Below are 20383 nucleotides of genomic sequence, written 5' to 3'. Positions count from 1 at the left end.
AGAGAAGCGGCATGCTCGCGCTTGCGGCAACGACTCTGGTGGTCTGCGCTCCCGGGTATCCCGGCAATACCGCGGAGGCTCAACCGGCGATGGACTCCCTGGCTCGCGCCCTCGCCCGGGCCACCCACTCGCCGGAGGGCTCCTTCACTGCCGTGTACGAGGAGACGGCGGCGGGCGGCGTGCAGCGGCTTCAGCAAAAGGAATCCGCGCTCTTGCTTGCGACGCTTCCGTTCTACCTCGCCCACGAGCAGGAGCTCGGGCTCGTCGCTCGCCTCTCGGCCATGCCACAGTCAGGCGAGACGCTCGAGAGGTGGACGCTCGTGACCGCCAAGGAGCGGCCTCCTTCACTCCAGGGCTATACCGTCCAGTCGAGCTCGGGCTACTCGAAGCGGTTCGTTCGGGCGATGGCGCGGAAGCTGCCAGGCGGGGTGGAGATCGAGCAGACGTCCGCGGTGCTCTCCGCGCTCCGCCGGGCCGCGAGCGGCGAGAAGGTGGCGGTGCTGCTCGACGGGTCGCAGGCAGCGGCGATGGCCACGCTCCCGTTCGCCGGTTCGCTTGCCCCCGTCGAGACGTCGCCGCCTGTCCCCGTCGCCGTGATCGCGACGGTCCGCAAACGGATCGATGACCAACGCTGGAAGGCGCTCGAGCCGGCCTTTCTGCGACTCGCCGAGGATCGATCCGCGCGGGAGGCGCTGGACGGCGTCCGGATGACCGGCTTCGTTCCTCTCGACGAACACGCCCTCGCAGCGGCGCGCGCAGCCTGGCGGCACGCACGGTGAGAGGCGCCGCCTTGCTGGTCCTCTGCGTCGGCTGCGCGCAGGCGTTGCACAAGCCGCCGCCGCTCGAGACGATCGCCGCTGCTCCGGGCGCCGCCGCGGCGCAGCTTCTCGCCGATGCCGACGCCGCCTGGGGGCGGCGAGGCGAGCCGGGACAAGCCGCGGCCGCCGAGGATCTCTATCTGCAGGCGGCGCGCGCGGATCCGCGCAACCCCGGCTCGTTCGCCGGCGCAATCCGGGCCAAAGCGTTTCGCATCGGACGGGAGAAGGACGGCGGCGAGCGCTCCCGCCTCGCCGAGAGCGCGGTGATCGTCGGCCAGCTCTGCGAGGAAAACGTCCCCGCTGCCGCCGCGTGCGATTACTGGCTCGCCGCTGCCCTGGGCCTGCAGGCGCGGGAGCGCAGCGCGACGGGCCGCGACGCGCTGCCGCGGATGGTCGACCTGCTCCGGCGCGCCGTTCGCAACGACCCGGACATCGACCACGCCGGGCCGCACCGGCTGCTTGCGATCGTCCTGCTCCGCGCGCCCGGCTGGCCGTTGGGTCCCGGCGATCCCGATGCCGCGCTGCCGGAGGCGGAAGCGGCGGCCCGCGCGGCGCCGGAATTTCCCCCCAACCAGCTGGCCCTCGGCGACGCCTTGAAGCAGAAGGGTCGGGCGGCGGAGGCGCGCAGCGCCTATTCGCAGGCGCTTCGGCTCGCCATGGACGCCGCCTGGCGCGGAGATCCGGACGCTGCCGGATGGGCGGACGATGCCCGCGCGGCGCTGCGGTGAGCGAGCGCCGGGAACGCTCCGAGGAGCGCCAGCGTGGCGACCGCGTACGCGATCCCGAGAAGCACGTCGATCACATAGTGATGCTGCAGGTAGACGGCGCTCAGGCACATGAGGAGGAAGAAGCCGATCGCGGGCGCCCGCGCCCAGCGCAGCCCAGAGGTGCGAAACGTTGCCCAGATCACGAGCAGCGGATAGGCCACGTGGAGCGAGGGATACGCGCCGTAGACGTCGATGCCGCGGCCGTAGATTCCGTCGAAGAAATGCGTTCCGAGCAGCAGATCGAAGCGGCTCGCCGCTGCGGCGGCCGGAAGCACGTCGAGCCGCGCGGGGCCCAGGCCGTATTCGGTCACGTACCAGGGAGGTGCGACGGGATAGATGAAGTAGGTGGCAAAGCCGAGCAGGTTCACGACCAGGAACGCGACGCTGAACGTTCGCAGCACTTCGGAGCGCCGCTGGAAGAAGAGCAGGAAAGCCACCGCCAGGTACTCACCGACGAACACGAGGTAGGCGAACCCGCAGGCCAGGTCCAGGGCGGGCCAGTGATGGGCGAGGAACCATTCGTTCGGGGTGCGGCCGCCGATGCCGAACCAGGCGCGCTCGACCTCGTAAGGTCCCGCCACGTGCACGCGGTCCGCGATCGCCGGCCAGTAAAAGTATCGCATCGAGTCGTAGACCACGCCGGTAGCGATGAAGGGGAGAAACTGTCGCAGGAAGGTCCGCGTCTTCTCGTTGTACAGGTCGAGCAGGCCCAGCGAGCCGATCAAGACATGGTCGATCCGCAGACCGCCGGCGACACCGATCAGGGCGACGTACACGAGCCCGATGGCCGGCCCCAGGGAACGCTGCTTCATCGTTCGGGATGGCAGCAGCCATTCGCGAGCGCGCGCCGACATCGAAGCGGTGGCGCGAGCGTCGTTCAGCATCGGCAGACCACCGTGAGCCGGGTGCGATGAGCAGCGCCCGGGCTTTCCTGTTGGCCGGCTGCCTTCTCCCGGCGGCCACAGCCGCAGCCGGCGCGGAGTGCGCTGGCGGCCTGGGCACGCGCGTCGTTCCCCTTCCGGTGTACGCGACGCTTCCGAACGAGGGCGACACCCTCGGGTTCATGCCGGTCTTCCTGCGCGTCTGCGATGCGAACGCGAGGACCGAATCGATCATCGCCCCCAGCATCACCTGGAACGACGTGATCCACTGGACCGGGACGTTCCGCTGGTTTCATTATCCAGCGGACGATCAGACGCTCACCCTCATTGCCAGCGCGAGTACCCGCATCAACTCCGGAGTGCTGCTCCAATGGCGGGACCTTCCCAGGCGCGCCGGCGAATTCACCACCGAGATCGAGCTGCGCTGGCAGCGCAGCGCCTTCTATCGCTTCTTCGGCCTCGGCCCGGACACGACCGAAGCCGCCGAAACCAGCTACACGCGAGTCCGCGGCCTCGGCGAGGCGCGCCGCGGCTTCAACCTCGGTGGCAACTGGAACGCCGGAATCGGGGTCCTGCTCCACACCGACGCCGTCCAGGATCTTGGAGTCCCGGGCTTGCCGCTCAGCCGGCGTGTCTCTCCTCAGCGGCTCGCGCCCGGCATGGACGGCTCGACCATCGCTGGACAGACGATCGACATCCGCTTCGACAGCCGGCCGAACGGCGAGAATTCCGAGCGGGGTCTGTTCGCGAACGCCGCCGGGGGTGTCGTCGAGGGTCTGTCGGGAGCCCCCGCCTACCTGCGCGGATCGATCCGCGTGCGGGCCTTGCACCCGGAGCTCGGCTTCGTCGCCGGTGCCGCGCGGTTCGACTGGACTGCCGTCAGCACGCCGCGCGCGCCGTTCTACGACCAGAGCACGCTCGGCGGCGCATTCCTGCTCCGCGGATTCACCGAAGATCGTTTCATCGACCAGAACGCCTGGACGCTGGAAGCGGAGCAGCGGATCCGCCTGCTGCAGACGCACATCTACGGCGTCACGGCCGACTGGCGGATCGACCCGTTCATCGCCGTCGGACAGGTGTACCGCGCGATCGATCAAGCGTTCTCCCGGCCGCGCGTCACCGGCGGCGTCGGCTTTCGCGCCTGGGTCCGGCCCAACGTCGTCGGCCGGATCGACGTCGCTACGGGCGGCGAAGGATGGAAGGTGTACGTGGAGATCGGATACCCCTATTGATGTACCGCGGCCGGCTGCAGCGAGACCGCCGCGATCGCTCCCAGGTCGATCAGCTCTCGTTCGGAGAGCGGCGCGTTCAGGGTCCGCACGAACCAGTCCGCCGGTTCCGGCTTCGGCAGCGGCTCCTTTGCAGGCGCACGTGGAAGCCTCGGCAACAGCGTGGCGAACTGGCGGCGCAACGCTTCGTCGTCCTGCGCAATGTCGGCGATGTGGCCGAGCAGCTCCATGGTCTCGGCGCGGCGGCTCTGGCGCGGGCCGTCCACCTGACCGAGGGTAGCGGCCCCGAGCATCAAGGACCAGGCGCAGAAGATCCGGTAGCCGCGCTCGCTCTGCGGCAGTGACGTCAGATACGACAAGGCCCCGTCCGCGTCCGCACGCAGACTCGCCAGGATCGCGCGCCGGTCGGGGACGAAGAACCGGTGCGCCGCCTCGTCTTCCGGCTGGTCCTTGAGGATGTTCACCTTCTGCAGGAACAGTCCGAAGCGGTAGGCGAAGAGCATCCGCGGGCCCGGTCGTCCATCGAGGGTCCAGAGGCGGGTGAGCATCTCGCCGACCAGGCCGGCGACGATGCAGCAGTAACGCGAAACGTCCTCCAGATCGACCAGCCGGGTCGCCGGCCGGCGCGCGTACGCCGCCATGCCCAACGCCATCCGGTCGATGGCAGAGAACATCACCGCGCGCGCCGCGGCAGGCAGGCCGTAAGCGTCTTCCAAAAAAGCCCCGGTGTCTGCGAGGAGCGCCCGCTCGCCGTCGCTGATGCTGTCCGGAAAGGCAGCGTTGAAGGCGTCGACCTGCGCCCCCGTGGGCGGCTTGACGAGAAACTGGCGGAAGGCGGTGAACTGGCGCTGCTGGTGGAGCTTGTCCGCGAAAGACGCATCCTCGACCGTGTCGAGCACGCGCAGGAGCAGATACGAGAGGGCAACGTGCTGGCGGAACGGCGCGGCGAGCTGCGGGATGCAGAGGGCGAAGCTGCGGCTCACGGCGTCGAGATGCCCCTGGTAGAACTCCGGCGATCGCATCAAGAACCTCCTTCACTGCGGATGGCACCCGCGCCACCGAGGGCAGCGCGGTAACGGCCCAGGGCGAGCAGCGGAAAGCAATTGCGGTAGAGGTGGTAACGGATCATGAAGCCGGCGGAGAGCTCGCGCCCTTCGACGATGCGGGCGCCGTGCTCCTCGCCGATGCCGTAGCCGGGGAAGCCGCAGCCGGTGAACGATTCCTCGTCCCAGGACCCATCGGGTCGCTGCCGATCGACGAGGAAGTGCGCCCCGCGGGATGCAGCCTTGCCGTCCGCCCGCCCCGCCGCGATCAGGCCAAGCAGCGCCCATGCCGTCTGCGACGCAGTGCTGTCGCCGCGGCCGCGCGCTTTGACGTCGACGTACGAGGCGCAGGTCTCGCCCCAGCCGCCGTCCGCGTTCTGCCGCTCGCCCAGCCACCGGACGGCGCGGCGGACCGCGAGGCCGTCCATCGCTTCGCCCGCGGCCGCAAGCCCGGGAAGGACGGCGCCGGTGCCATAGACGTGGTTGACTCCCCAGCGGCCGAACCAGGAGCCCTCCTTCTCCTGGTGCGCGTAGAGATAGCGCAGCCCGCGCTCCATCGCGGGATGGCTGCGAGCGAGGCCGAAGGCGCCGAGCGTCTCGACCACGTGCCCTGTCACGTCGGCGCTGGGCGGGTCGATCATCTCGCCGAAGTCGGCGAACGGAATCAGCGCCGGGAGGCGCGAAGTGTTGTCCTTGTCGAAGGCGGCCCAGCCGCCGTTGCGGCTCTGCATCGCCAGCACCCAGCGCAACGCACGCTCACGGGTCTCGGCGTCCAGGGCGTCCGCCTTGTGCAAGGCGAGCAGGACGACCGCTGTATCGTCCACGTCGGGGTAGAGATCGTTCTCGAACTCGAATGCCCACCCGCTCGGTTCGACCCCCTCGACCTGCACGCACCAGTCGCCCGGAACGCGGATCTCCTCGCGCAACAGCCAGCGCGCCGCCTGCTGCACCATGGGAACCGACGGGTGCGCGCCCGACTCGACGAGCGCGAGCAGCGAGAGACCGGTGTCCCAGACCGGCGACAGGCACGCCTGCACCCGCAGCCTTCCGTCGCCGTGCCGGAGCATCCAGCGCCCGTGCATCCCGAGAAGGCCGTTCTTCAGCGCGGGATGGTCCAGCGGATGCCCGAGCGCGTGCAGCGCCATCAGCGAATAGACCCACGGGGGCTGGATTCCGCCCCAGCTGCCGTCCGCTTCCTGGTGGGCGAGGATCCACTGTTCTGCTGCCTTCCGGGCGCGCTCGCGAAAGGGATGGAACGGGAGGCGGTCGTAGGCGCGCAACGCGCCGTCGATGCCGCGGAACAGCCGATCGATCGCGTCGCGCGGAACGCGTGGAGCCGCATCGGCGACGCGCAGCTCGTCGAGGCGCGCCGAATCGGGCACCGGGTGCACAGGACGGTCGTCCATCAGGAGCAGGAGGGGCACGATGGTCCCCCGAGCCCAGGAGGAAAACCGGTAGATGCTCAGCGGCGCGGACGGGGGCAGCAACATCAGCTCCGGCGGCATGATCGGCAGGTCGTCCCAGCTCCACTGGCCGAACAGCGCGAGCCAGATGCGGGTGAAGGTCCGCGCCCGGGCGATGCCGCCGCGCTCGCGGATGAACGCGCGGGCCCGCACCAGGTGCGGCGCGTCGGGTCGGTCGCCGGCGAGCTTGAGCGCGAAATAGCATTCGATGCTGGTGGAAACGTCGCCGGGGGCGCCGTGGTACATCGCCCAGCTGCCGTCGTCGCGCTGGTAGTTTCGGATGTCCTGCGCGACGCCGCGCCAGAGGTCCTCGTTCCTGGCGCCGAGAAAATGCGTGAGGAGCAGGTACTCGGCATCCATCGTCGCGTTCGATTCCAGCTCCGCCCACCAGTACCCTTCCGGGTACTGCTGCCGCTCGAACCACCCTTGCGCGCGCTCGATGACGAGGTCGAGTCCCGAGCGCTCGATCCGGGTCCGGGCCCCGATCACGACACGCCTCGCCGCCGGAGCCGGCTCCGCTCCTCGAACCACTGCACCGCCTTCGCCAGCGCGTCGCGGATGGGGGTCTGCCGCAAACCGAGCTCGCGGACGGCGCGGGCGGAGCTTGCGAACATGATCTCGCGGGCCGTTCGCACTCCTTCGAGCGGGATGCGCGGCGGGCGGCGGAGGATCCGCCCGGTGACGAAGGCGTCCGCATGCGCGAGACCCAATGCGACCAGGTGCGGCATCCGGATCCGGGGTGGCTTGCGGCCGGAGATCGCCGCCAGCTCCTCGAGGAACTCGCGCATCGTCAGATTGGCGTGGCCGAGGATGTACCTCTCGCCGCGTTCGCCGCGATCGAACGCCAGCAGCTCTCCTTCGGCGACGTCGTCGACGTCGATCACGTTCATGCCCGTATCGACGTACGCCGGCAGGCGTCCTTCGAGAAAATCGCGGATCACCGCGCCGGTCGGGGTCGGCTTGACGTCGCCGACGCCCACCGGAAACGTCGGATTCACGATCACGGCGTTCAGTCCGCGCTCCGCTGCCTCCCGGACCAGGGCTTCCGCATCGCGCTTGCTCTTCTTGTAGGGACCCGGCGCGGGCCCGTTGGGCATCGAGCGCTCGTCGGGGAGGACGCCGTCGTGCATGGCGCCCACTGTGGCAATGCTGGAGGTGTAGACCAGCCGCGCTCCTTCGGCGCGGACGGCCTCGATGACGTTGCGCGTTCCACCGACGTTGACGGCGACGACCTCGCTTGCCGGCGCGGCGAATGAGTAGAGCGCGGCGACGTGGAAGACGGCGTCGCAACCGCGCACCGCCGCGGACACGCCCTGCGCATCGCGCAGGTCTCCGCGTACGATCTCCATGTCGCGGCGTTCCGGGAGGTTCGGCGTGGCGCCGGGGCGGAGAAGCAACCGGACCTGCGCTCCCCGGTGGAGGAGGGCGCGCGCTACCGCGCTGCCGATGAACCCGCTCGCGCCGGTGACGAGCGCCCTCAAGCGCGTGCCTCCGTCGCCCCGAGCATGGGACGGAGCCGGTGCAGCGCAACCTCCAGCGCGGCAGCGGCGGCGCGGGCGCGGGTGGCAAGCCGGACGAGGTCTGCCGCGGCCCGAGGTCCCGAGAGCGCGTATTTCATCGCCGGCCCGACGTAACCACCGGCCGGGTCCCGGGTGAAGGCTGGGAGGGACGACCGGAGGGGGTCGACGATCGCCCGGATCGCGAGCCAGGGAATGCCGGCGGCGGCCGCCGCGCGGGCGACGGGATAGCTCTCCATGTCGACCGCCAGCGCGCCTGGCCGTGCGAGCGCCAGCTTCTCCACCTCGGTGGCTGCGACTGCGGTGGTGCAGACGAGCTCGCCCTCGAAATGGCGCAGGCCGCCCAGCGCCTCTGCTGCCCGCTGGCGGATCAAGGGCGGTGCGGCGAGCTCGTCGCCGGTTTCGTCGCGCACCGCTGTCGCCAGCACCAGATCGCCCGGCGCAAGCGCCGGATCGAGTGCGCCCGAGAAGCCGCAGCTCACGACCAGGCGGGGCTGCTCGTCGACCACCGCCCGGCGAGCACCTCCACCAACTCCGAGGGCGAGCCCCACCACTTCATTGCCGCCCGACTGCCCTCGTGCGCGGTCGCCGCGGCGGACGAGGCCGAGCGCCCGCGCGACGCTGCGCAGCTCGCGATCGAGGGCGACCAGCAGCAGGACCGGCCCGGATTCCCTCCACTCGCCCCACGCGGAAGTCTCGCGCGGCTCGAGCGTTCCCTTGCGGCGCTCCCAGAGCGCCTGCGCCTTGCGTGCGGCGTCGTCGCCGGTGAAGGCGATGTCGGCGACGTCCGCGAGGGATACGCGCACGCGGCGAGTGGCGGTTTCGTCGTACAGGTCGAGATGCGATGCGCTGCGATCGTAGACGAAGCCGACCAGCTCGGAGCCGTCGGTGCGCCTGAGCGTCACGTATCCCCGATAATCGAACGCCCGCTCCACGAGCTCCGCCAGCCGAGCATCCGTCATAGCCGTCCCGTGACCATGGCAGCGACGGTCGCGCCCATCGCCCGCGGGGAATCGAAGGTGGCCCGCACGGCGCTGGGCTCGAATCCGCAGTGCACCATGCAGTCCTGGCAACGGGGATTGCCGCTCTTGCGCCCGTAGCGCGACCAATCCGTTTCTTCCATCAGCTCACGGAACGTTTTCGCGTATCCGTCCTGAAGCAGGTAGCAGGGCCGCTGCCAGCCGAAGATGTTGTACGTGGGATTTCCCCAGGGTGTGCATTCGAAGTCCTGCTTTCCCATCAGGAACCGGAGAAAGAGCGGCGACTGATTGAAGCGCCAGCTCCGCCTGGGCGCCTCCAGCATCTGCGAGAACAGCCGGTGCGACCGCTCCCGGCGGAGGAAATGCTGCTGGTCCGGCGCCTTCTCGTACGAGTATCCCGGCGAGATCATCATTCCCTCGACGCCGAGCTCCATCATGTCGTCGAAGAACCCTCGCATCCTCTCGGGATTGGCCCCGTCGAAGACGGTGGTATTCGTCGTCACCCGAAAGCCTCGCTTCAGGGCTGCTCGAATCGCCTGTACGGCTACGTCATAGCCGCCCTCGCGGCAGACGGAGAAATCGTGCTCCGCGCGCGGCCCGTCCATGTGGACGCTGAAGCTGAGGTACTTGCTGGGCTGGAACGAGTCCAGCTTGCGCTCCAGCAGGAGCGCATTCGTGCAGAGGTACACGAACCGCCCGCGTTGGACGAGCTCGCGCGCGATCCCGGCGATCTGCGGATGGAGGAGAGGTTCTCCGCCGGCAATGCTGACTACGGGCGCGCCGCACTCGTCGGAAGCGCGGATGCAGTCCTCGACCGAGAGGTCCTTCTTCAGGAGCGCGGCCGGGTACTGGATCTTTCCGCAGCCAGTGCACGAAAGATTGCAGCGGAAGAGCGGTTCGAGCATCAGCACCAGCGGGTAGCGGTCACGCCTGGCGAGCCGCTGCTTGAGCACGTATCGGGCAACCGTCATCATCTGTGCTACGGGAATTGCCATCCAATCCACCTCGCGCCAATCGACCCTTCGTCCGGCGAGCAACGATCCGTGCAGCGCGCAATCGCCGGCGCGCCGCAGCAACACAGATGCCCGGGCTCCGAAATCGGAGCATTCCGATTTCTGCCACGTTCCGCGTGGAACGTCACCGCCGTAGCGACCATCGTCGGCGGCACCGCGACGATTTCGTGCGCCGCAGTCGCTTCCGTCGAGCGCGGGCGCGCGATGGGGTGCGCTTGAAGTCAGCGCGCTTTCTGTGTACTCAGGGCGGCGCCGATGCGCACCGCCATTCTGACGGACATCCACGCCAACCTGGAGGCGCTGACGGCGTGTATCTCGGCGGCGGAGGCGCAGAAGGTCGACCGATTCATTTGTCTGGGAGATACGGTCGGTTACGGCGCTGACCCCAACGCCGCCTGCGATCTGGTCCGCACCAGGTGCGAGTTCACGGTCCTCGGCAATCACGACGCGGCGGTCGCCGGCCGGATGGACTACAGCTACTACTACGCCGCCGCGCGCGAAGTTCTCGACTGGACCGCGTTGCAGCTCTCCAAGGAAAACATGGAGTGGCTGCGAGGGCTGCCTTACCAGCGCGCGGAGGGCGAGGTGACCTATGGGCACGCCTCGCCCCGGGACCCGCAAGCGTTCGAATACGTGTTCGCGCTGGAACAGGCCGAGGATCTGGTGCTGAGAGGGAAGGAGAAGCTCTCCCCGGTGACGTTCATCGGCCACTCGCACCTGCAGCGCGCGTTCCAGCTCGGGAACCCCGTCAAGGACGTCTGGGCGGAGCGGATTCGCATCGATCCCGCGCGCCGCTACCTGATCTCCATCGGAAGCTGCGGCCAGCCGCGCGACTACGATCCACGCGCCTGCTACGGCATCTGGGACGATCGGTCCAAGGCGGTCGAGTTCCACCGCGTACCGTACAACGCGGAGAAGACCGCCCGGAAAATCCTGGAGGCCGGGCTTTCTCCGCACTTCGCGCGGCGGCTCTTGCATGGGGTCTGAGATGGCGCTGGAGTTTCCCCGGCACCTGCTCGAGCTGGAAGCGCTGACCCGGGCGCAGATCGACGCGTTGCTTTCGCTGGCGGCGAGATTCAAGCGCGAGCGGGCGCGGGCGCGCGCCGGGGAGGCCGCCGCCGACCGGCGCGCGCTCTTGCGCGGCAGGAACGTCGTCACGCTGTTCTTCGAGAACAGCACGCGCACGCGCAGCTCGTTCGAGGTCGCGGCGAAGGCGCTGGGAGCGGACGTGCTCAGCTTCCAGAAGGACGCTTCCAGCGTCGCCAAGGGCGAGTCGCTGGAGGACACCGTCCGCAACCTGGACGCCATCGGCGCCGACGCCCTGATCGTCCGCCATCCCGCGGCCGGAGCGCCGCGGCTCGTGGCGCGCGCGGTGCGGGCGAGCGTCATCAACGCCGGGGACGGCGCGCACGAGCACCCGACGCAAGGGCTGCTCGACGCGCTCAGCCTGCGCGAGCGCTGGGGATCCTTGGAGGGCCGGACGGTGGCGATCGTCGGCGACATCGCGCACAGCCGCGTCGCGCGCTCGAACATCCACTGCCTGAGCAAGCTCGGGGTCCATGTCCGCGTCGGCGGACCTTCCACGCTGATTCCCGCGGGCATCGAAAAGCTCGGCTGCACCGTGGCGCGATCGCTCCGCGACGCGCTCACCGGCGCCGATGCGGTGATGGCGCTGCGGATCCAGAACGAGCGGATCGCCGACGCCAGGCTTCCCGGCGCGCGCGATTACGCGCGGACCTGGGGGCTGAATGCGCGCACGCTGGAGATGCTCCCGAAAGAGGCGCTGGTCCTGCATCCCGGTCCGGTGAACCGGGGCGTCGAGCTGTCGAGCGACGTGCTCGATTCGCCGCGGAGCCTGGTGATGGACCAGGTGGACTCGGGGGTGGCGGTGCGAATGGCCACGCTCGCCCTTTGCCTGCGCGCGGAGGTTCCCCCGTGATCGTCCTCGACTCCGCCCGGGTGATCGATCCCGCGAACCGGATCGACGGCACGCGCACCGTGCTGATCGACGGAGACCGCATTCGCGAGGTGCGCGAGCTCGCCGCCACGCCCGCTGAAAAGCTCGTGCACCAGGTGATCGACTGCCGCGGCCGCTGGGTGCTGCCCGGCCTGGTCGACTTGCACGTGCACCTGCGCGAGCCCGGCGAGGAGGCAAAGGAGACGATCGCCACCGGAGCGCGGGCCGCCGCCGCAGGCGGAGTGACGACGGTGATCGCGATGCCGAACACCAAGCCCGTCTGCGACAGCGCCGCCCTGGCGCGATTCGTGGCGGCGCGCGGGCGCGAGGCCGGGTTTGCGCGGGTGGTTCCGGCAGGCGCCATCACGCGTGGCTCGCTGGGCGAGCAGCTCGCGGACATGGCGGAGCTGAAAGAGGCGGGCTGCGTCTGCGTGACGGACGACGGGCGGCCGGTGATGTCGGCCGGCGTCATGCGGCGCGCGCTCGAATACGCCCGGGACCTCGATCTGCCGGTGATGATCCACGCGGAGGATCTCACGCTCAGCTCCGGCGGCGCGATGAACGAGGGCCCGGTGGCCACCCGGCTGGGTCTGCCTGGCGTCCCGGCCGCGGCGGAGGTCGCGATGGTCCAGCGTGACATCCTCCTGGCGGAGACCTGCGGAGCGCGGCTCCACGTCGCTCACGTCAGCGCGGCGGGGAGCGTGCGCGCCATCCGCGAGGCGAAAGCGCGCGGCGTCCGCATCACCGCGGAGGCGACGCCGCACCACTTCACGCTCACCGACGAGGCCGTCGCCGGCATGGCGGCTTCGGGCGACCAGCCCGCGGCAGACCCGTACGATACGCACGCGAAGATGAGCCCCCCGCTGCGGGCGGAAAGCGATCGGGCGGCCGTGGTCGCGGCATTGAACGACGGCACCATCGAAGCCATCGCCACCGACCATGCTCCCCACGGGGCCCTCGACAAGCAGGTGGAATTCATCCACGCGGCGAACGGAATCATCGGACTCGAGACATCGCTCGCGTTGACGCTCGCGCTCGTGCGCTCGGGCGAGCTGCCCCTGCCTCGCGCCGTGGAGCGGCTCACCGTGGGACCGGCCCGCTGCTTCGGCCTGCCGTATGGAACGCTCGGCGCGGGCGCATCCGCGGACGTGGCCGTCATCGACGCGGAGCGTGAATGGAAAGTGGACCCGCAACGTTTCTATTCGAGATCGCGAAACAGTCCGTTCGCGGGCTGGACGCTTCGGGGAAAGGTCGTGAAAACCTTCGTGGCTGGCAAGCTGGTGCATGAGGAGGGGAAGTGAGCGGTCCGAAGAAGGCGATGCTGGCGCTGGCGTGCGGCGAGGTATTCGAAGGCACGGCGGTCGGGGCGGAGGGGGAAACGGTCGGCGAAGTCGTCTTCAACACCAGCCATACCGGCTATCAGGAGATCCTCACCGATCCTTCCTACGCCGGACAGCTCGTGACGTTCACCGTCAGCGAGGTGGGCAACTACGGCATCCACTCCGGAGACGAGCAGGCGGAGACCGCGCAGGCGGCGGGCCTGATCGCGCGCAGGGTCTGCAGGGAACCCTCGAACTGGCGCTCGCAGCAGTCGCTGCCGCATTTCCTCGAGCGCAACGCCCTGGTCGGCATCGAGGGCGTCGACACCCGGAGGCTCGTCCGCATCCTGCGGACCACGGGGGCGCAGCAGGGAATCATCGACAGCAGCGGCGCGTCGGCGAAGGCGCTGATCGAGCGCGCGCGAAAGGCGCCGGGGATGGAAGGCCAGGATCTGGCCACCAGGGTCTCGACCAAGGCGCCGTACCGCTGGGAGCAGGGCGTCGCCGGCCGCGAACCGCAGGCGCGCAAGCACGAAGTGGTCGTCGTCGACTACGGCGTGAAAAGAGGAATCCTCAGGCAGCTCGTCGACATCGGCTGTGGCGTGACCGTCGTGCCGTCGCGCACGCCCGCATCCGAGATTCTCGCGCGCAAGCCGGACGGCGTCGTCCTCTCGAACGGGCCGGGCGACCCGGCCGCGGTCGTGGGCGCCGACGTGCAGGCGCGCGAATTGCTCGGGAAGGTCCCGGTGATGGGCATCTGCCTGGGGAACCAGATCCTCGCGCTTGCGATGGGGGGGAAGACGTACAAGCTGAAGTTCGGCCATCGCGGCGCGAACCATCCGGTTCGCGACGTCATCGGCGACAAGATCGACCTCACCTCGCAGAACCATGGCTTCGCCGTCGACCACAAGTCGCTGGAAGGCAAGGTCCAGGTGACGCACATCAACCTGTACGACAATACCGTCGAGGGCATCGCCGCCCCCGATCTGAGGATGTTCGCGGTGCAGTACCATCCGGAGGACAATCCAGGTCCGCACGACAGCCGATACCTGTTCCGGCGCTTCATGCAGATCATCGAAGGCGGTTCATGATCCAGCCCCAGGTCGACATGCTCCTGCAGTACTTCGGCCGCGAAGTCGACGAGCTGGTGCGGGCGAGGGAGGAATACTTCGCGCAGACCGGCGGCGAGGTGCACGCCGACGACCGCTGCTACGAGCAGCGGATGCAGGCCTTCTTCAACTGGTTCCTCTTCGACCGCCGCCAGAAGGACGGCTCGACCCCCGTCGAGCGCTTCTTGCGCGAGAAGGGCGCCGATCTGCCCAGCCAGGACAAGGACGTGCTGATGGGCTGCGCGCAGTCGCGGCTCAGCCTGTACGAATACCGGGGCACGCGCGGCTTCTTCTCCCGTCCCGCCAAGGGGCAGGTGCGGGTGCGCGACACTTTGACCGGCGACGACTTCGACGTCACCGAGCGGCGGCAGATGCACGGCCTCGACATCGGCGACCTGTTCGAGTCGCGCCTGGTCCCCGTCAACCGCACCTATCACTTCTCGACCAGCTTCACGTACCACCCGCACGAGGTGGAGCCGGAGATCCGGCGCGAGATCAAGCGGCGCAAGAAGAAGGGAGCGGTCGATCCGCGCCCGCTGCTCTGGGAGCTGGAGCGGATGGCGCTGCAGCACGAGCGGTTTCGGAATGTCAGCATCCACGCCATCTACAATTTCCAGACCCCGTTCCTCTCCAAGCGCGGCCGGACGCCGGAGATGCAGCAGGGCGGCTGAGCCCGCTATTCCAGCCAGCCGCGGCGGCGGAACCACCAGAGAAGGCCCGCGACAGTGAGGGCCATCGCCGCAAGAACGGCGGGATAACCCCACGGCGAGCGCAGCTCCGGCATCGCTTCGAAGTTCATTCCGTACACGCCGGCGATGAACGAGATGGGCAGGAATACCGAGGCCATCATCGTCAGGACCTTCATGATCTCGTTCAGTCGATTCGAGACCATCGACAGGTGCGCCTCGAGGATTCCGGAGAGCAGCTCGCGCGCGTCGTCGATCTCGTCCGCGATACGGACCGCGTGATCGTGGACGTCGCGAAAGAACGGAAGCTGATCGGCCGGGATCAGAGCGAACTCGCCGCGCGCCAGGCGGAGCAGCACCTCGCGCTGGTGCACCGCCGCCCGCCGGAAGCGGTGCAGCGCCGAGCGCAAGGCCAGCACGCGCGGGACCGTGGTGCGCCGCGGGATTCGCGCGAGCGAGATCTTCTCCAGTTGCTCCAGCTCGTCGTCGAAGGCGTCGATGGCAGGCAGCGCGTCGTCGACCAGGCGATCCAGCAAGGCGTGCGCGATCTTGACCGGATCCAGCGCGCGCCGCGTCCGCAGCGCCTCTTCGCGAAGGCGGGCGGGCGCCGTCAGCGCGGCCTCATGGTGGGTGAAGACCCATCTCGCTCCGACGACGATGTCGAGCTCGGTTTCCTGGAGGCGTGAAGGCCCTTCGGCCGGGACGCGCACAGCATGGGCGAGGATGAAGAGGTAGCGTCCGAAGTCTTCGACCTTGGGCACCGTCCGCGTCTCGAAGACGTCCTCGATGGTAAGCGGGTGCACGCCCAGGTCCCTGAGCAGGGCCTCCACCTCGGGGCCGCGCGAGTCCGAGTCGATCCAGACCAATCGGGCTTTACCCAGCGCCGCGCGCGCCTGCTCCAGCGCGACCGAAACCAGGTCCGACCCGTCCGCGATCACCGCGGTCACCGTCACCGGACGGTGCTCTCCGGTTCGTGCCGGGTCGGAGTACCGGGATACACCACCGTCTTGAGCAGCTCGCGGCGGTTCTTTTCCACGTCGCGGTCGAGGAATGCGCGCGCCTCCGCGAGCCGATCCAGGAGCCGCTTGGGCTTGCGCCGCATCTTCGCATCGCTCATCAGCGCGTGAGTGAGCCAGGGAAACACGGCGGTGACGTCCGTGTGCACGTAGACGGAGCCGGCTTCCACCGCTTCGACGGAAACCTTGCCCCAGGTATGGCCCTCGCCCGCAGGGCAGCTGGAGAGCGCGCCGTTGTCGACCGGGTCGACGCAGAACTGCACGTCGATGTCGAACCCGGTGGTCGGTACGAAGAGGATCTGGTCCAGCAGCGGCTCCCCCTGCAGCGTGTAGTTCTTGGGCACGCCGCCGCCCAGGATCCAGATGGCGAGCCGCTTCGAGCCGTTGTGGCGCGCCCAATGCTGCACTGCGGCCATGGCGTAGACGTCGTCGTTGATGTCGATCTCGAACCGGAACGTATCGGGGAACAGGCGCCGCAGCTTCACCGCGTTGAGGAAGATCGATCCGTCCTGCACCGCGCCGACGAAGATGGGAACGCCGTGCTTCCAGCACTGTGAGAGGAGCGAAGGCTGCTCGACGCCGAGGGCCTTCTCCATCTTCGCGATGTCCCGTCCGAGCAGCCCGTGGAACTCGGGCGTGGTCATCTTCCGCTGGAAGTCGGGCCCTTGCATCAGCGCCGAGAAGAGCTTGTCGGTGTCGAGCAGCGCCTCTTCCCAGAAGCCCAGGTCGTAGATCCGGATCACGCGGGCGAGGCGGAGCTGCAGATCGCCGGCGTTGGGGTTCACCTCCCGGATGGCGTGGCCGATGATCCTGTGCGCATCGTGGTAGAGGTTCGCGCCGGTGGTGGTAAGCGCGCTGACGATGCCGCGCTCGATCAGCGGGATCAGGCAACTCTGGTGCAGGCCAGCCGGCGTCATCGCGCCGCTCAAGGTGAGGAAGATGCTGCAGTCCTCCGCGATCGATCGGCGCATCAGCTCGTAGGCCGTCCGCTCCTGCCGGCCGACGTAGGCGCCGAACGCATGCTGCAGAAGATCGTGCGGCGACTCGCGGCCGGTGATCGGATGGGGATCGACGGTGCGGGCCTTCTGGAAGGGCTTGCGAAGTTGGGAGCGAGTCGCCATGGCGGGCGCGCAATCTACACGATAAAGAGCAGCGCATGTGCACGCTGGTCCTCCTCCAACGGCCCTCGGAGCTGCTCGCGATCTCGGGCAACCGCAACGAGCTCCTGTCGCGGCCAGCGCGCGGCCCCATGGTGGAGAAAGGCATCCTGGCTCCGCGCGACGAGCTGGCGCACGGAAGCTGGTTGGGCCTCAACCGGCACGGCCTGTTCGTCTGCGTCACCAACCGGCGCGGGGCGATGATCGACCCTTCGCGGAAGAGCAGGGGACTTCTGGTGCTGGAGGCGCTGCAGGCGCGCAGTGCGCGCGGCCTGCACGACGCCTTGCTCGAGCTGCGCGGCGATCGGCACAACGGCTTTCACCTCGTCTATGCCGATCTGCGCGATGCGTTCGTCAGCTGGAGCGACGGCTACGCGGTCCAGCACGCTCTGCTGGCGCCGGGACAGGTGCACGTGATCACCGAGCGCAGCTTCGGCGCCGGCGAAGGCGCGCGCGAGCGATCGGTGCTGGAGGCCTTCGCCCGCCTCGAGCCGGGCGTGGACGCCTGGCGGCCGCCGATGACCGTCCACGCCGGGGAGCCGCTGGAGAGCGCCTGCGTGCATGCCGACAACATCGGGTACGGAACGCGGTCGTCGCTGCAGCTCGTGCTCCGCCGCGCGGACGCGCAGGCATTGTGGACCGATGGCCACCCCTGCACGAACCCGGCGAGCGACATCTCCGCGCTCACCGCCCAGCTACTTGCGGCGTCCGGGTAGCAGCCCCTTCGTGAAGCTGCGCGCGAGAGAGGGAACTTCCCGCAGCGCCTTCATCAGGGCGAGCGCAAGCTGGAGCGGCGTGCTCCCTTCGGCCTCGACCTGGACGCGCTCGCCGGTGGCGTCCTGGGCCATCCCGCGGGCGATGGTGTGCCGGCCGTCGGAACGGATCTCCACCACCAGCCGCGCGAGGACCGGGAGCTCAGGCTTCTTCTCCAGCTCTTCGCTCATGTAGAGGAGGAACATGGCACTTCCGCGGGCAGGGCGCACCCTGCGGGTGATCGGATTCGACGACGTCCCCTGGCGCCACCGGCGGAAAGCTACGGTCGGAGTGGTCGGCGCCGTCTGCGCCGGGACGCGGTTCGAGGGGATGGTCTACGGCACCGTCCGCCGCGACGGCTGGCGCGCGACGTCCGCGCTGGAAGCGCTCTTGCTCGAGGGCAAATTCCTGCCGCAGATCCACCTCGTGCTGCTCGACGGAATTGCGCTGGGCGGATTCAACGTCGTCGATCTGCCGCGCCTCGCGCACGCCTTGCAGCGGCCGTGCATCGCCGTCATGCGGAAGCTGCCTGACCTTCCGGCAATGGAGCGCGCGGCCCGACGCCTGTCCCGCCCGCAGGCCCGCCTCGCCCTGCTGCGGCGCGCGGGTCCCATTCACGTGCACGGGCCCTTCGTGTACCAGGTGCACGGCGCCGACCCGCGAGAGACGGCGGAGGCCCTGCAGCGCCTGACGGATACCGGCAACGTGCCGGAGGCTCTGCGGCTCGCGCATTTGATCGGCGGCGCCCTGGCCTATGGCCAGAGCGGGAGGAGAGCATGATCGAAGTGACCGAAGGGGACATCACGCTCCTCGACGTCGATGCCATCGTCAACGCCGCGAACGAGTCGCTGCTCGGCGGCGGCGGCGTGGACGGCGCCATCCACCGCCGCGCGGGCCCGGAGCTGCTCGCGGAATGCCGGACCCTGGGCGGCGCTCGCACCGGCGAGGCGAAAATGACGCGCGGCCATCGCCTGAAAGCGCGCCACGTCATCCACTGCGTCGGTCCCGTCTGGCAAGGCGGCAGCCGCGGCGAACCGGAAGCGCTGGCCTCGTGCTACCGGAATGCGCTGCGCCTGGCGAAGCAGCACTCGCTGCGGAGCATCGCGTTCCCGGCGATCTCTACCGGGGCCTACGGGTACCCGCTGGAGCAGGCCACGCAGATCGCCATCCGCGAAGCGCGTACCTTCGAGCAAACGGATCCCGCGCTGCGCATCGTCTTCTGCTGCTTCTCGAAATGGGACGCGGAGACGTACCGAAAGGCCCTTGGCGCGGCATGACCCGAAGCCGTCATCGGCTCGCGGCAGCTACCTGATCGAACGCCCGATCGAGATTGGAGAACATCTCGCGGCGGACCCGCTCGTCGCCGTCGACCGACTGCAGCGCCCGCTTGAATGCGTCGAATTCGATGACGCTGAGCGCGCGCTCGTCTCCATCCGGGGTGACCCAGTGGTCGCGGATGGCGCCCTCCTGCACCGCGGCCTTCCGCGCGATGGCGCGCACCGCTTCGCCATCCTGCGGCGACTCGCCGGCTTTCGCCAGCGCACGCGCCAGCGCATCGACGGCGGACTGAAGCTGCTCGCGCGCCGCTCCGTCCGCCTGCCGCCGGCGCGCCTTGGGATCGCTCACGCCGCTCGCGACCCCGACACCCTGGAGCCTGCGGCCGCCTTCGCCGCGGATCGCACCCGTCCCCTCGGACAGCCAGGACGGCGCCTGGTCGGAAGCGCCGTCCGGCCGCGCCGCCTTGCCGCCGCCGCAGGCGACGGCGAGGAGCGCGGCCACCAGCGCCAGTCGGTTCATTGCTTGCCTCCGCCCTGCACGAGGAAGGCCGGATCGATCCCGAGGTCGCGGATCACCGCTTCCCAGATCTTCTCCACCGGCGTGTCGAAGATGCGCTTGGAAGAGATGCCGGAATTCAGCCAGCCGCCGGAGACCATCTCGCGCTCGAGCTGTCCCGGTCCCCACCCGGCGTACCCGAGGCAGAGCCGGTACGCGGCGGGGTCGCCGGCGAGCAGCGTGCGTAGCGCGTCGGTAGACACCGACAGGTAGACGTCGTCTTGCAGATGCACCGAATCGGCCACCTCCGATCGGCGGTGGACGAGGAAGCCGCGTTCCCGTTGCACCGGTCCGCCGATGAAGGCGTTCCCCGCGGACTCGTGCACCTCCATCCCGTGCTCCTTGCCGATGTCCTGGAGGCCGATGTCGCTCGGGCGGTTGAAGACGATGCCCATGGCGCCCGATTCGTTGTGCTCGATGAGAAGCACGACGGAGCGGGCGAAATTCGGATCGTCGAGCTGCGGCACCGCGATCAGGAGCCCGGGGGCGAGGTCGCTCACCCGCTATCCCGCGAAGCCATCCATGGAGAGCATGCTGCGCTTGCCCTCCTTCTCCTTGTACTCCTCGGCCGTGGGGAGCGGCTCCTTCTGCTTGTTGATGTTCGGCCACTTCGTCGAGAGCTCGGCGTTGAGGGCCGTGAATTCCTTCCACTTGTCCGGAAGATCGTCCTCCGGGAAGATCGCCTTCGTCGGGCACACCGGCTCACAGGCGCCGCAGTCGATGCATTCGTCGGGATGGATCACGAGGAAGTTGGCGCCTTCGTAGAAGCAATCCACGGGACAGACGGCAACGCAGTCGGTGTACTTGCAGGCGATGCACGGCTCGGCAACCACGAAAGCCAT

Annotated in this window: 23 protein-coding genes; 11 read left to right on the top strand and 12 right to left on the bottom strand. The window is 69.1% G+C overall.

Annotated features, from left to right (window positions below):
- Positions 1 to 11: 11 nt before the first annotated feature.
- Positions 12 to 779 (top strand): phosphate/phosphite/phosphonate ABC transporter substrate-binding protein, encoded by a 768-nt coding sequence (locus tag E6J58_10320; protein ID TMB37938.1) that lies wholly within the window; start codon positions 12 to 14, stop codon positions 777 to 779.
- The gene (locus E6J58_10315; protein TMB37937.1) at positions 776 to 1546 is read left to right on the top strand and encodes a hypothetical protein; all 771 of its coding nucleotides are present in this window, start codon (positions 776 to 778) and stop codon (positions 1544 to 1546) included. Before E6J58_10320 ends, E6J58_10315 begins: the two co-directional genes overlap by 4 nt.
- Here E6J58_10315 and E6J58_10310 read toward each other — a convergent pair.
- The gene (locus E6J58_10310; protein TMB37936.1) at positions 1450 to 2469 is read right to left on the bottom strand and encodes an inositol phosphorylceramide synthase; all 1020 of its coding nucleotides are present in this window, start codon (positions 2467 to 2469) and stop codon (positions 1450 to 1452) included. The two genes, E6J58_10315 and E6J58_10310, sit on opposite strands and share 97 nt — an antisense overlap.
- A gap of 26 nt (positions 2470 to 2495) precedes the next feature.
- On the opposite strand from E6J58_10310, the gene E6J58_10305 reads away from it, so the two are divergent.
- On the top strand, positions 2496 to 3698 hold the full coding sequence (locus tag E6J58_10305) for a hypothetical protein (protein ID TMB37935.1): 1203 nt from the start codon (positions 2496 to 2498) through the stop codon (positions 3696 to 3698).
- Here the strand turns inward: E6J58_10305 and E6J58_10300 are convergent.
- Genes E6J58_10300 through hpnH form a run of 5 tightly spaced genes read right to left on the bottom strand, consistent with a single transcriptional unit; the run spans position 3692 to position 9693 of the window.
- Entirely contained in the window at positions 3692 to 4717 is a 1026-nt protein-coding gene (locus E6J58_10300) for a hypothetical protein (protein TMB37934.1), read from the bottom strand. The two genes, E6J58_10305 and E6J58_10300, sit on opposite strands and share 7 nt — an antisense overlap.
- The gene (shc, locus tag E6J58_10295) at positions 4717 to 6732 is read right to left on the bottom strand and encodes a squalene--hopene cyclase (GenBank protein ID TMB37933.1); all 2016 of its coding nucleotides are present in this window, start codon (positions 6730 to 6732) and stop codon (positions 4717 to 4719) included. The genes E6J58_10300 and shc overlap by 1 nt, the downstream gene beginning before the upstream one ends.
- Positions 6687 to 7682, bottom strand: coding sequence for an NAD-dependent epimerase/dehydratase family protein (locus tag E6J58_10290; protein ID TMB37932.1), 996 nt, complete (start codon positions 7680 to 7682; stop codon positions 6687 to 6689). Before E6J58_10290 ends, shc begins: the two co-directional genes overlap by 46 nt.
- Entirely contained in the window at positions 7679 to 8680 is a 1002-nt protein-coding gene (locus tag E6J58_10285; protein TMB37931.1) for a hypothetical protein, read from the bottom strand. Before E6J58_10285 ends, E6J58_10290 begins: the two co-directional genes overlap by 4 nt.
- Positions 8677 to 9693 (bottom strand): adenosyl-hopene transferase HpnH, encoded by a 1017-nt coding sequence (gene hpnH / locus E6J58_10280; protein TMB37930.1) that lies wholly within the window; start codon positions 9691 to 9693, stop codon positions 8677 to 8679. Before hpnH ends, E6J58_10285 begins: the two co-directional genes overlap by 4 nt.
- A 273-nt stretch (positions 9694 to 9966) precedes the next feature.
- Between hpnH and E6J58_10275 the strand changes: the two genes are divergently transcribed.
- Genes E6J58_10275 through E6J58_10255 form a run of 5 tightly spaced genes read left to right on the top strand, consistent with a single transcriptional unit; the run spans position 9967 to position 14767 of the window.
- Positions 9967 to 10698, top strand: coding sequence for a metallophosphoesterase family protein (locus E6J58_10275; protein ID TMB37929.1), 732 nt, complete (start codon positions 9967 to 9969; stop codon positions 10696 to 10698).
- Between the two features lies 1 nt (position 10699).
- Positions 10700 to 11650, top strand: a complete 951-nt coding sequence (locus E6J58_10270; GenBank protein ID TMB37928.1) for an aspartate carbamoyltransferase catalytic subunit — start codon at positions 10700 to 10702, stop codon at positions 11648 to 11650.
- Positions 11623 to 12969, top strand: coding sequence for a dihydroorotase (locus E6J58_10265; protein ID TMB37927.1), 1347 nt, complete (start codon positions 11623 to 11625; stop codon positions 12967 to 12969). Before E6J58_10270 ends, E6J58_10265 begins: the two co-directional genes overlap by 28 nt.
- Positions 12970 to 12986: 17 nt before the next feature.
- Complete coding sequence (gene carA, locus E6J58_10260; protein TMB37964.1) at positions 12987 to 14078, top strand: glutamine-hydrolyzing carbamoyl-phosphate synthase small subunit; 1092 nt, start codon at positions 12987 to 12989, stop codon at positions 14076 to 14078.
- Entirely contained in the window at positions 14075 to 14767 is a 693-nt protein-coding gene (locus E6J58_10255; GenBank protein ID TMB37926.1) for a hypothetical protein, read from the top strand. The genes carA and E6J58_10255 overlap by 4 nt, the downstream gene beginning before the upstream one ends.
- Positions 14768 to 14772: 5 nt before the next feature.
- Here the strand turns inward: E6J58_10255 and corA are convergent, their stop codons facing one another.
- Both corA and E6J58_10245 read right to left on the bottom strand, forming a co-directional pair.
- Positions 14773 to 16197 (bottom strand): magnesium/cobalt transporter CorA, encoded by a 1425-nt coding sequence (corA, locus tag E6J58_10250; GenBank protein TMB37925.1) that lies wholly within the window; start codon positions 16195 to 16197, stop codon positions 14773 to 14775.
- Positions 15732 to 16919 (bottom strand): deoxyhypusine synthase, encoded by a 1188-nt coding sequence (locus tag E6J58_10245; GenBank protein ID TMB37924.1) that lies wholly within the window; start codon positions 16917 to 16919, stop codon positions 15732 to 15734. The genes corA and E6J58_10245 overlap by 466 nt, the downstream gene beginning before the upstream one ends.
- 35 nt (positions 16920 to 16954) lie before the next feature.
- On the opposite strand from E6J58_10245, the gene E6J58_10240 reads away from it, so the two are divergent.
- Positions 16955 to 17671 (top strand): NRDE family protein, encoded by a 717-nt coding sequence (locus E6J58_10240; GenBank protein ID TMB37923.1) that lies wholly within the window; start codon positions 16955 to 16957, stop codon positions 17669 to 17671.
- On the opposite strand, the gene E6J58_10235 is transcribed toward E6J58_10240, so the two are convergent.
- Positions 17651 to 17914, bottom strand: a complete 264-nt coding sequence (locus tag E6J58_10235; GenBank protein ID TMB37922.1) for a hypothetical protein — start codon at positions 17912 to 17914, stop codon at positions 17651 to 17653. The genes E6J58_10240 and E6J58_10235 overlap by 21 nt on opposite strands.
- Here E6J58_10235 and E6J58_10230 point away from each other — a divergent pair.
- Both E6J58_10230 and E6J58_10225 read left to right on the top strand, forming a co-directional pair.
- Complete coding sequence (locus tag E6J58_10230; GenBank protein ID TMB37921.1) at positions 17913 to 18488, top strand: DUF99 family protein; 576 nt, start codon at positions 17913 to 17915, stop codon at positions 18486 to 18488. The two genes, E6J58_10235 and E6J58_10230, sit on opposite strands and share 2 nt — an antisense overlap.
- Positions 18485 to 18985 (top strand): O-acetyl-ADP-ribose deacetylase, encoded by a 501-nt coding sequence (locus E6J58_10225; protein TMB37920.1) that lies wholly within the window; start codon positions 18485 to 18487, stop codon positions 18983 to 18985. Before E6J58_10230 ends, E6J58_10225 begins: the two co-directional genes overlap by 4 nt.
- A 10-nt stretch (positions 18986 to 18995) precedes the next feature.
- Here the strand turns inward: E6J58_10225 and E6J58_10220 are convergent, their stop codons facing one another.
- Genes E6J58_10220 through E6J58_10210 form a run of 3 tightly spaced genes read right to left on the bottom strand, consistent with a single transcriptional unit; the run spans position 18996 to position 20383 of the window.
- On the bottom strand, positions 18996 to 19505 hold the full coding sequence (locus tag E6J58_10220; protein ID TMB37919.1) for a hypothetical protein: 510 nt from the start codon (positions 19503 to 19505) through the stop codon (positions 18996 to 18998).
- Positions 19502 to 20041, bottom strand: coding sequence for a YqgE/AlgH family protein (locus E6J58_10215; GenBank protein ID TMB37918.1), 540 nt, complete (start codon positions 20039 to 20041; stop codon positions 19502 to 19504). Before E6J58_10215 ends, E6J58_10220 begins: the two co-directional genes overlap by 4 nt.
- 3 nt (positions 20042 to 20044) lie before the next feature.
- The gene (locus tag E6J58_10210; protein ID TMB37917.1) at positions 20045 to 20383 is read right to left on the bottom strand and encodes a ferredoxin family protein; all 339 of its coding nucleotides are present in this window, start codon (positions 20381 to 20383) and stop codon (positions 20045 to 20047) included.

The sequence above is a fragment of the Deltaproteobacteria bacterium genome (assembly GCA_005879535.1).
In the GTDB taxonomy this organism is placed as follows: Bacteria; Myxococcota; Myxococcia; order Myxococcales; family 40CM-4-68-19; genus 40CM-4-68-19.
This window is presented reverse-complemented; position numbering and strand designations above follow the sequence as displayed.

What these genes read in the sequence shown, in the direction of transcription:
- E6J58_10320 (TMB37938.1), top strand. Translation starts at nt 12, where the DNA reads ATGCTCGCGCTTGCGGCAACGACTCTGGTGGTCTGCGCTCCCGGGTAT.
- E6J58_10310 (TMB37936.1), bottom strand. Translation starts at nt 2,469, where the DNA reads ATGCTGAACGACGCTCGCGCCACCGCTTCGATGTCGGCGCGCGCTCGC.
- E6J58_10305 (TMB37935.1), top strand. Translation starts at nt 2,496, where the DNA reads ATGAGCAGCGCCCGGGCTTTCCTGTTGGCCGGCTGCCTTCTCCCGGCG.
- E6J58_10300 (TMB37934.1), bottom strand. Translation starts at nt 4,717, where the DNA reads ATGCGATCGCCGGAGTTCTACCAGGGGCATCTCGACGCCGTGAGCCGC.
- E6J58_10285 (TMB37931.1), bottom strand. Translation starts at nt 8,680, where the DNA reads ATGACGGATGCTCGGCTGGCGGAGCTCGTGGAGCGGGCGTTCGATTAT.
- hpnH (TMB37930.1), bottom strand. Translation starts at nt 9,693, where the DNA reads ATGGCAATTCCCGTAGCACAGATGATGACGGTTGCCCGATACGTGCTC.
- E6J58_10275 (TMB37929.1), top strand. Translation starts at nt 9,967, where the DNA reads ATGCGCACCGCCATTCTGACGGACATCCACGCCAACCTGGAGGCGCTG.
- E6J58_10270 (TMB37928.1), top strand. Translation starts at nt 10,700, where the DNA reads ATGGCGCTGGAGTTTCCCCGGCACCTGCTCGAGCTGGAAGCGCTGACC.
- carA (TMB37964.1), top strand. Translation starts at nt 12,987, where the DNA reads ATGCTGGCGCTGGCGTGCGGCGAGGTATTCGAAGGCACGGCGGTCGGG.
- E6J58_10255 (TMB37926.1), top strand. Translation starts at nt 14,075, where the DNA reads ATGATCCAGCCCCAGGTCGACATGCTCCTGCAGTACTTCGGCCGCGAA.
- E6J58_10245 (TMB37924.1), bottom strand. Translation starts at nt 16,919, where the DNA reads ATGGCGACTCGCTCCCAACTTCGCAAGCCCTTCCAGAAGGCCCGCACC.
- E6J58_10240 (TMB37923.1), top strand. Translation starts at nt 16,955, where the DNA reads ATGTGCACGCTGGTCCTCCTCCAACGGCCCTCGGAGCTGCTCGCGATC.
- E6J58_10230 (TMB37921.1), top strand. Translation starts at nt 17,913, where the DNA reads ATGGCACTTCCGCGGGCAGGGCGCACCCTGCGGGTGATCGGATTCGAC.
- E6J58_10235 (TMB37922.1), bottom strand. Translation starts at nt 17,914, where the DNA reads ATGTTCCTCCTCTACATGAGCGAAGAGCTGGAGAAGAAGCCTGAGCTC.
- E6J58_10225 (TMB37920.1), top strand. Translation starts at nt 18,485, where the DNA reads ATGATCGAAGTGACCGAAGGGGACATCACGCTCCTCGACGTCGATGCC.
- E6J58_10220 (TMB37919.1), bottom strand. Translation starts at nt 19,505, where the DNA reads ATGAACCGACTGGCGCTGGTGGCCGCGCTCCTCGCCGTCGCCTGCGGC.
- E6J58_10210 (TMB37917.1), bottom strand. Translation starts at nt 20,383, where the DNA reads ATGGCTTTCGTGGTTGCCGAGCCGTGCATCGCCTGCAAGTACACCGAC.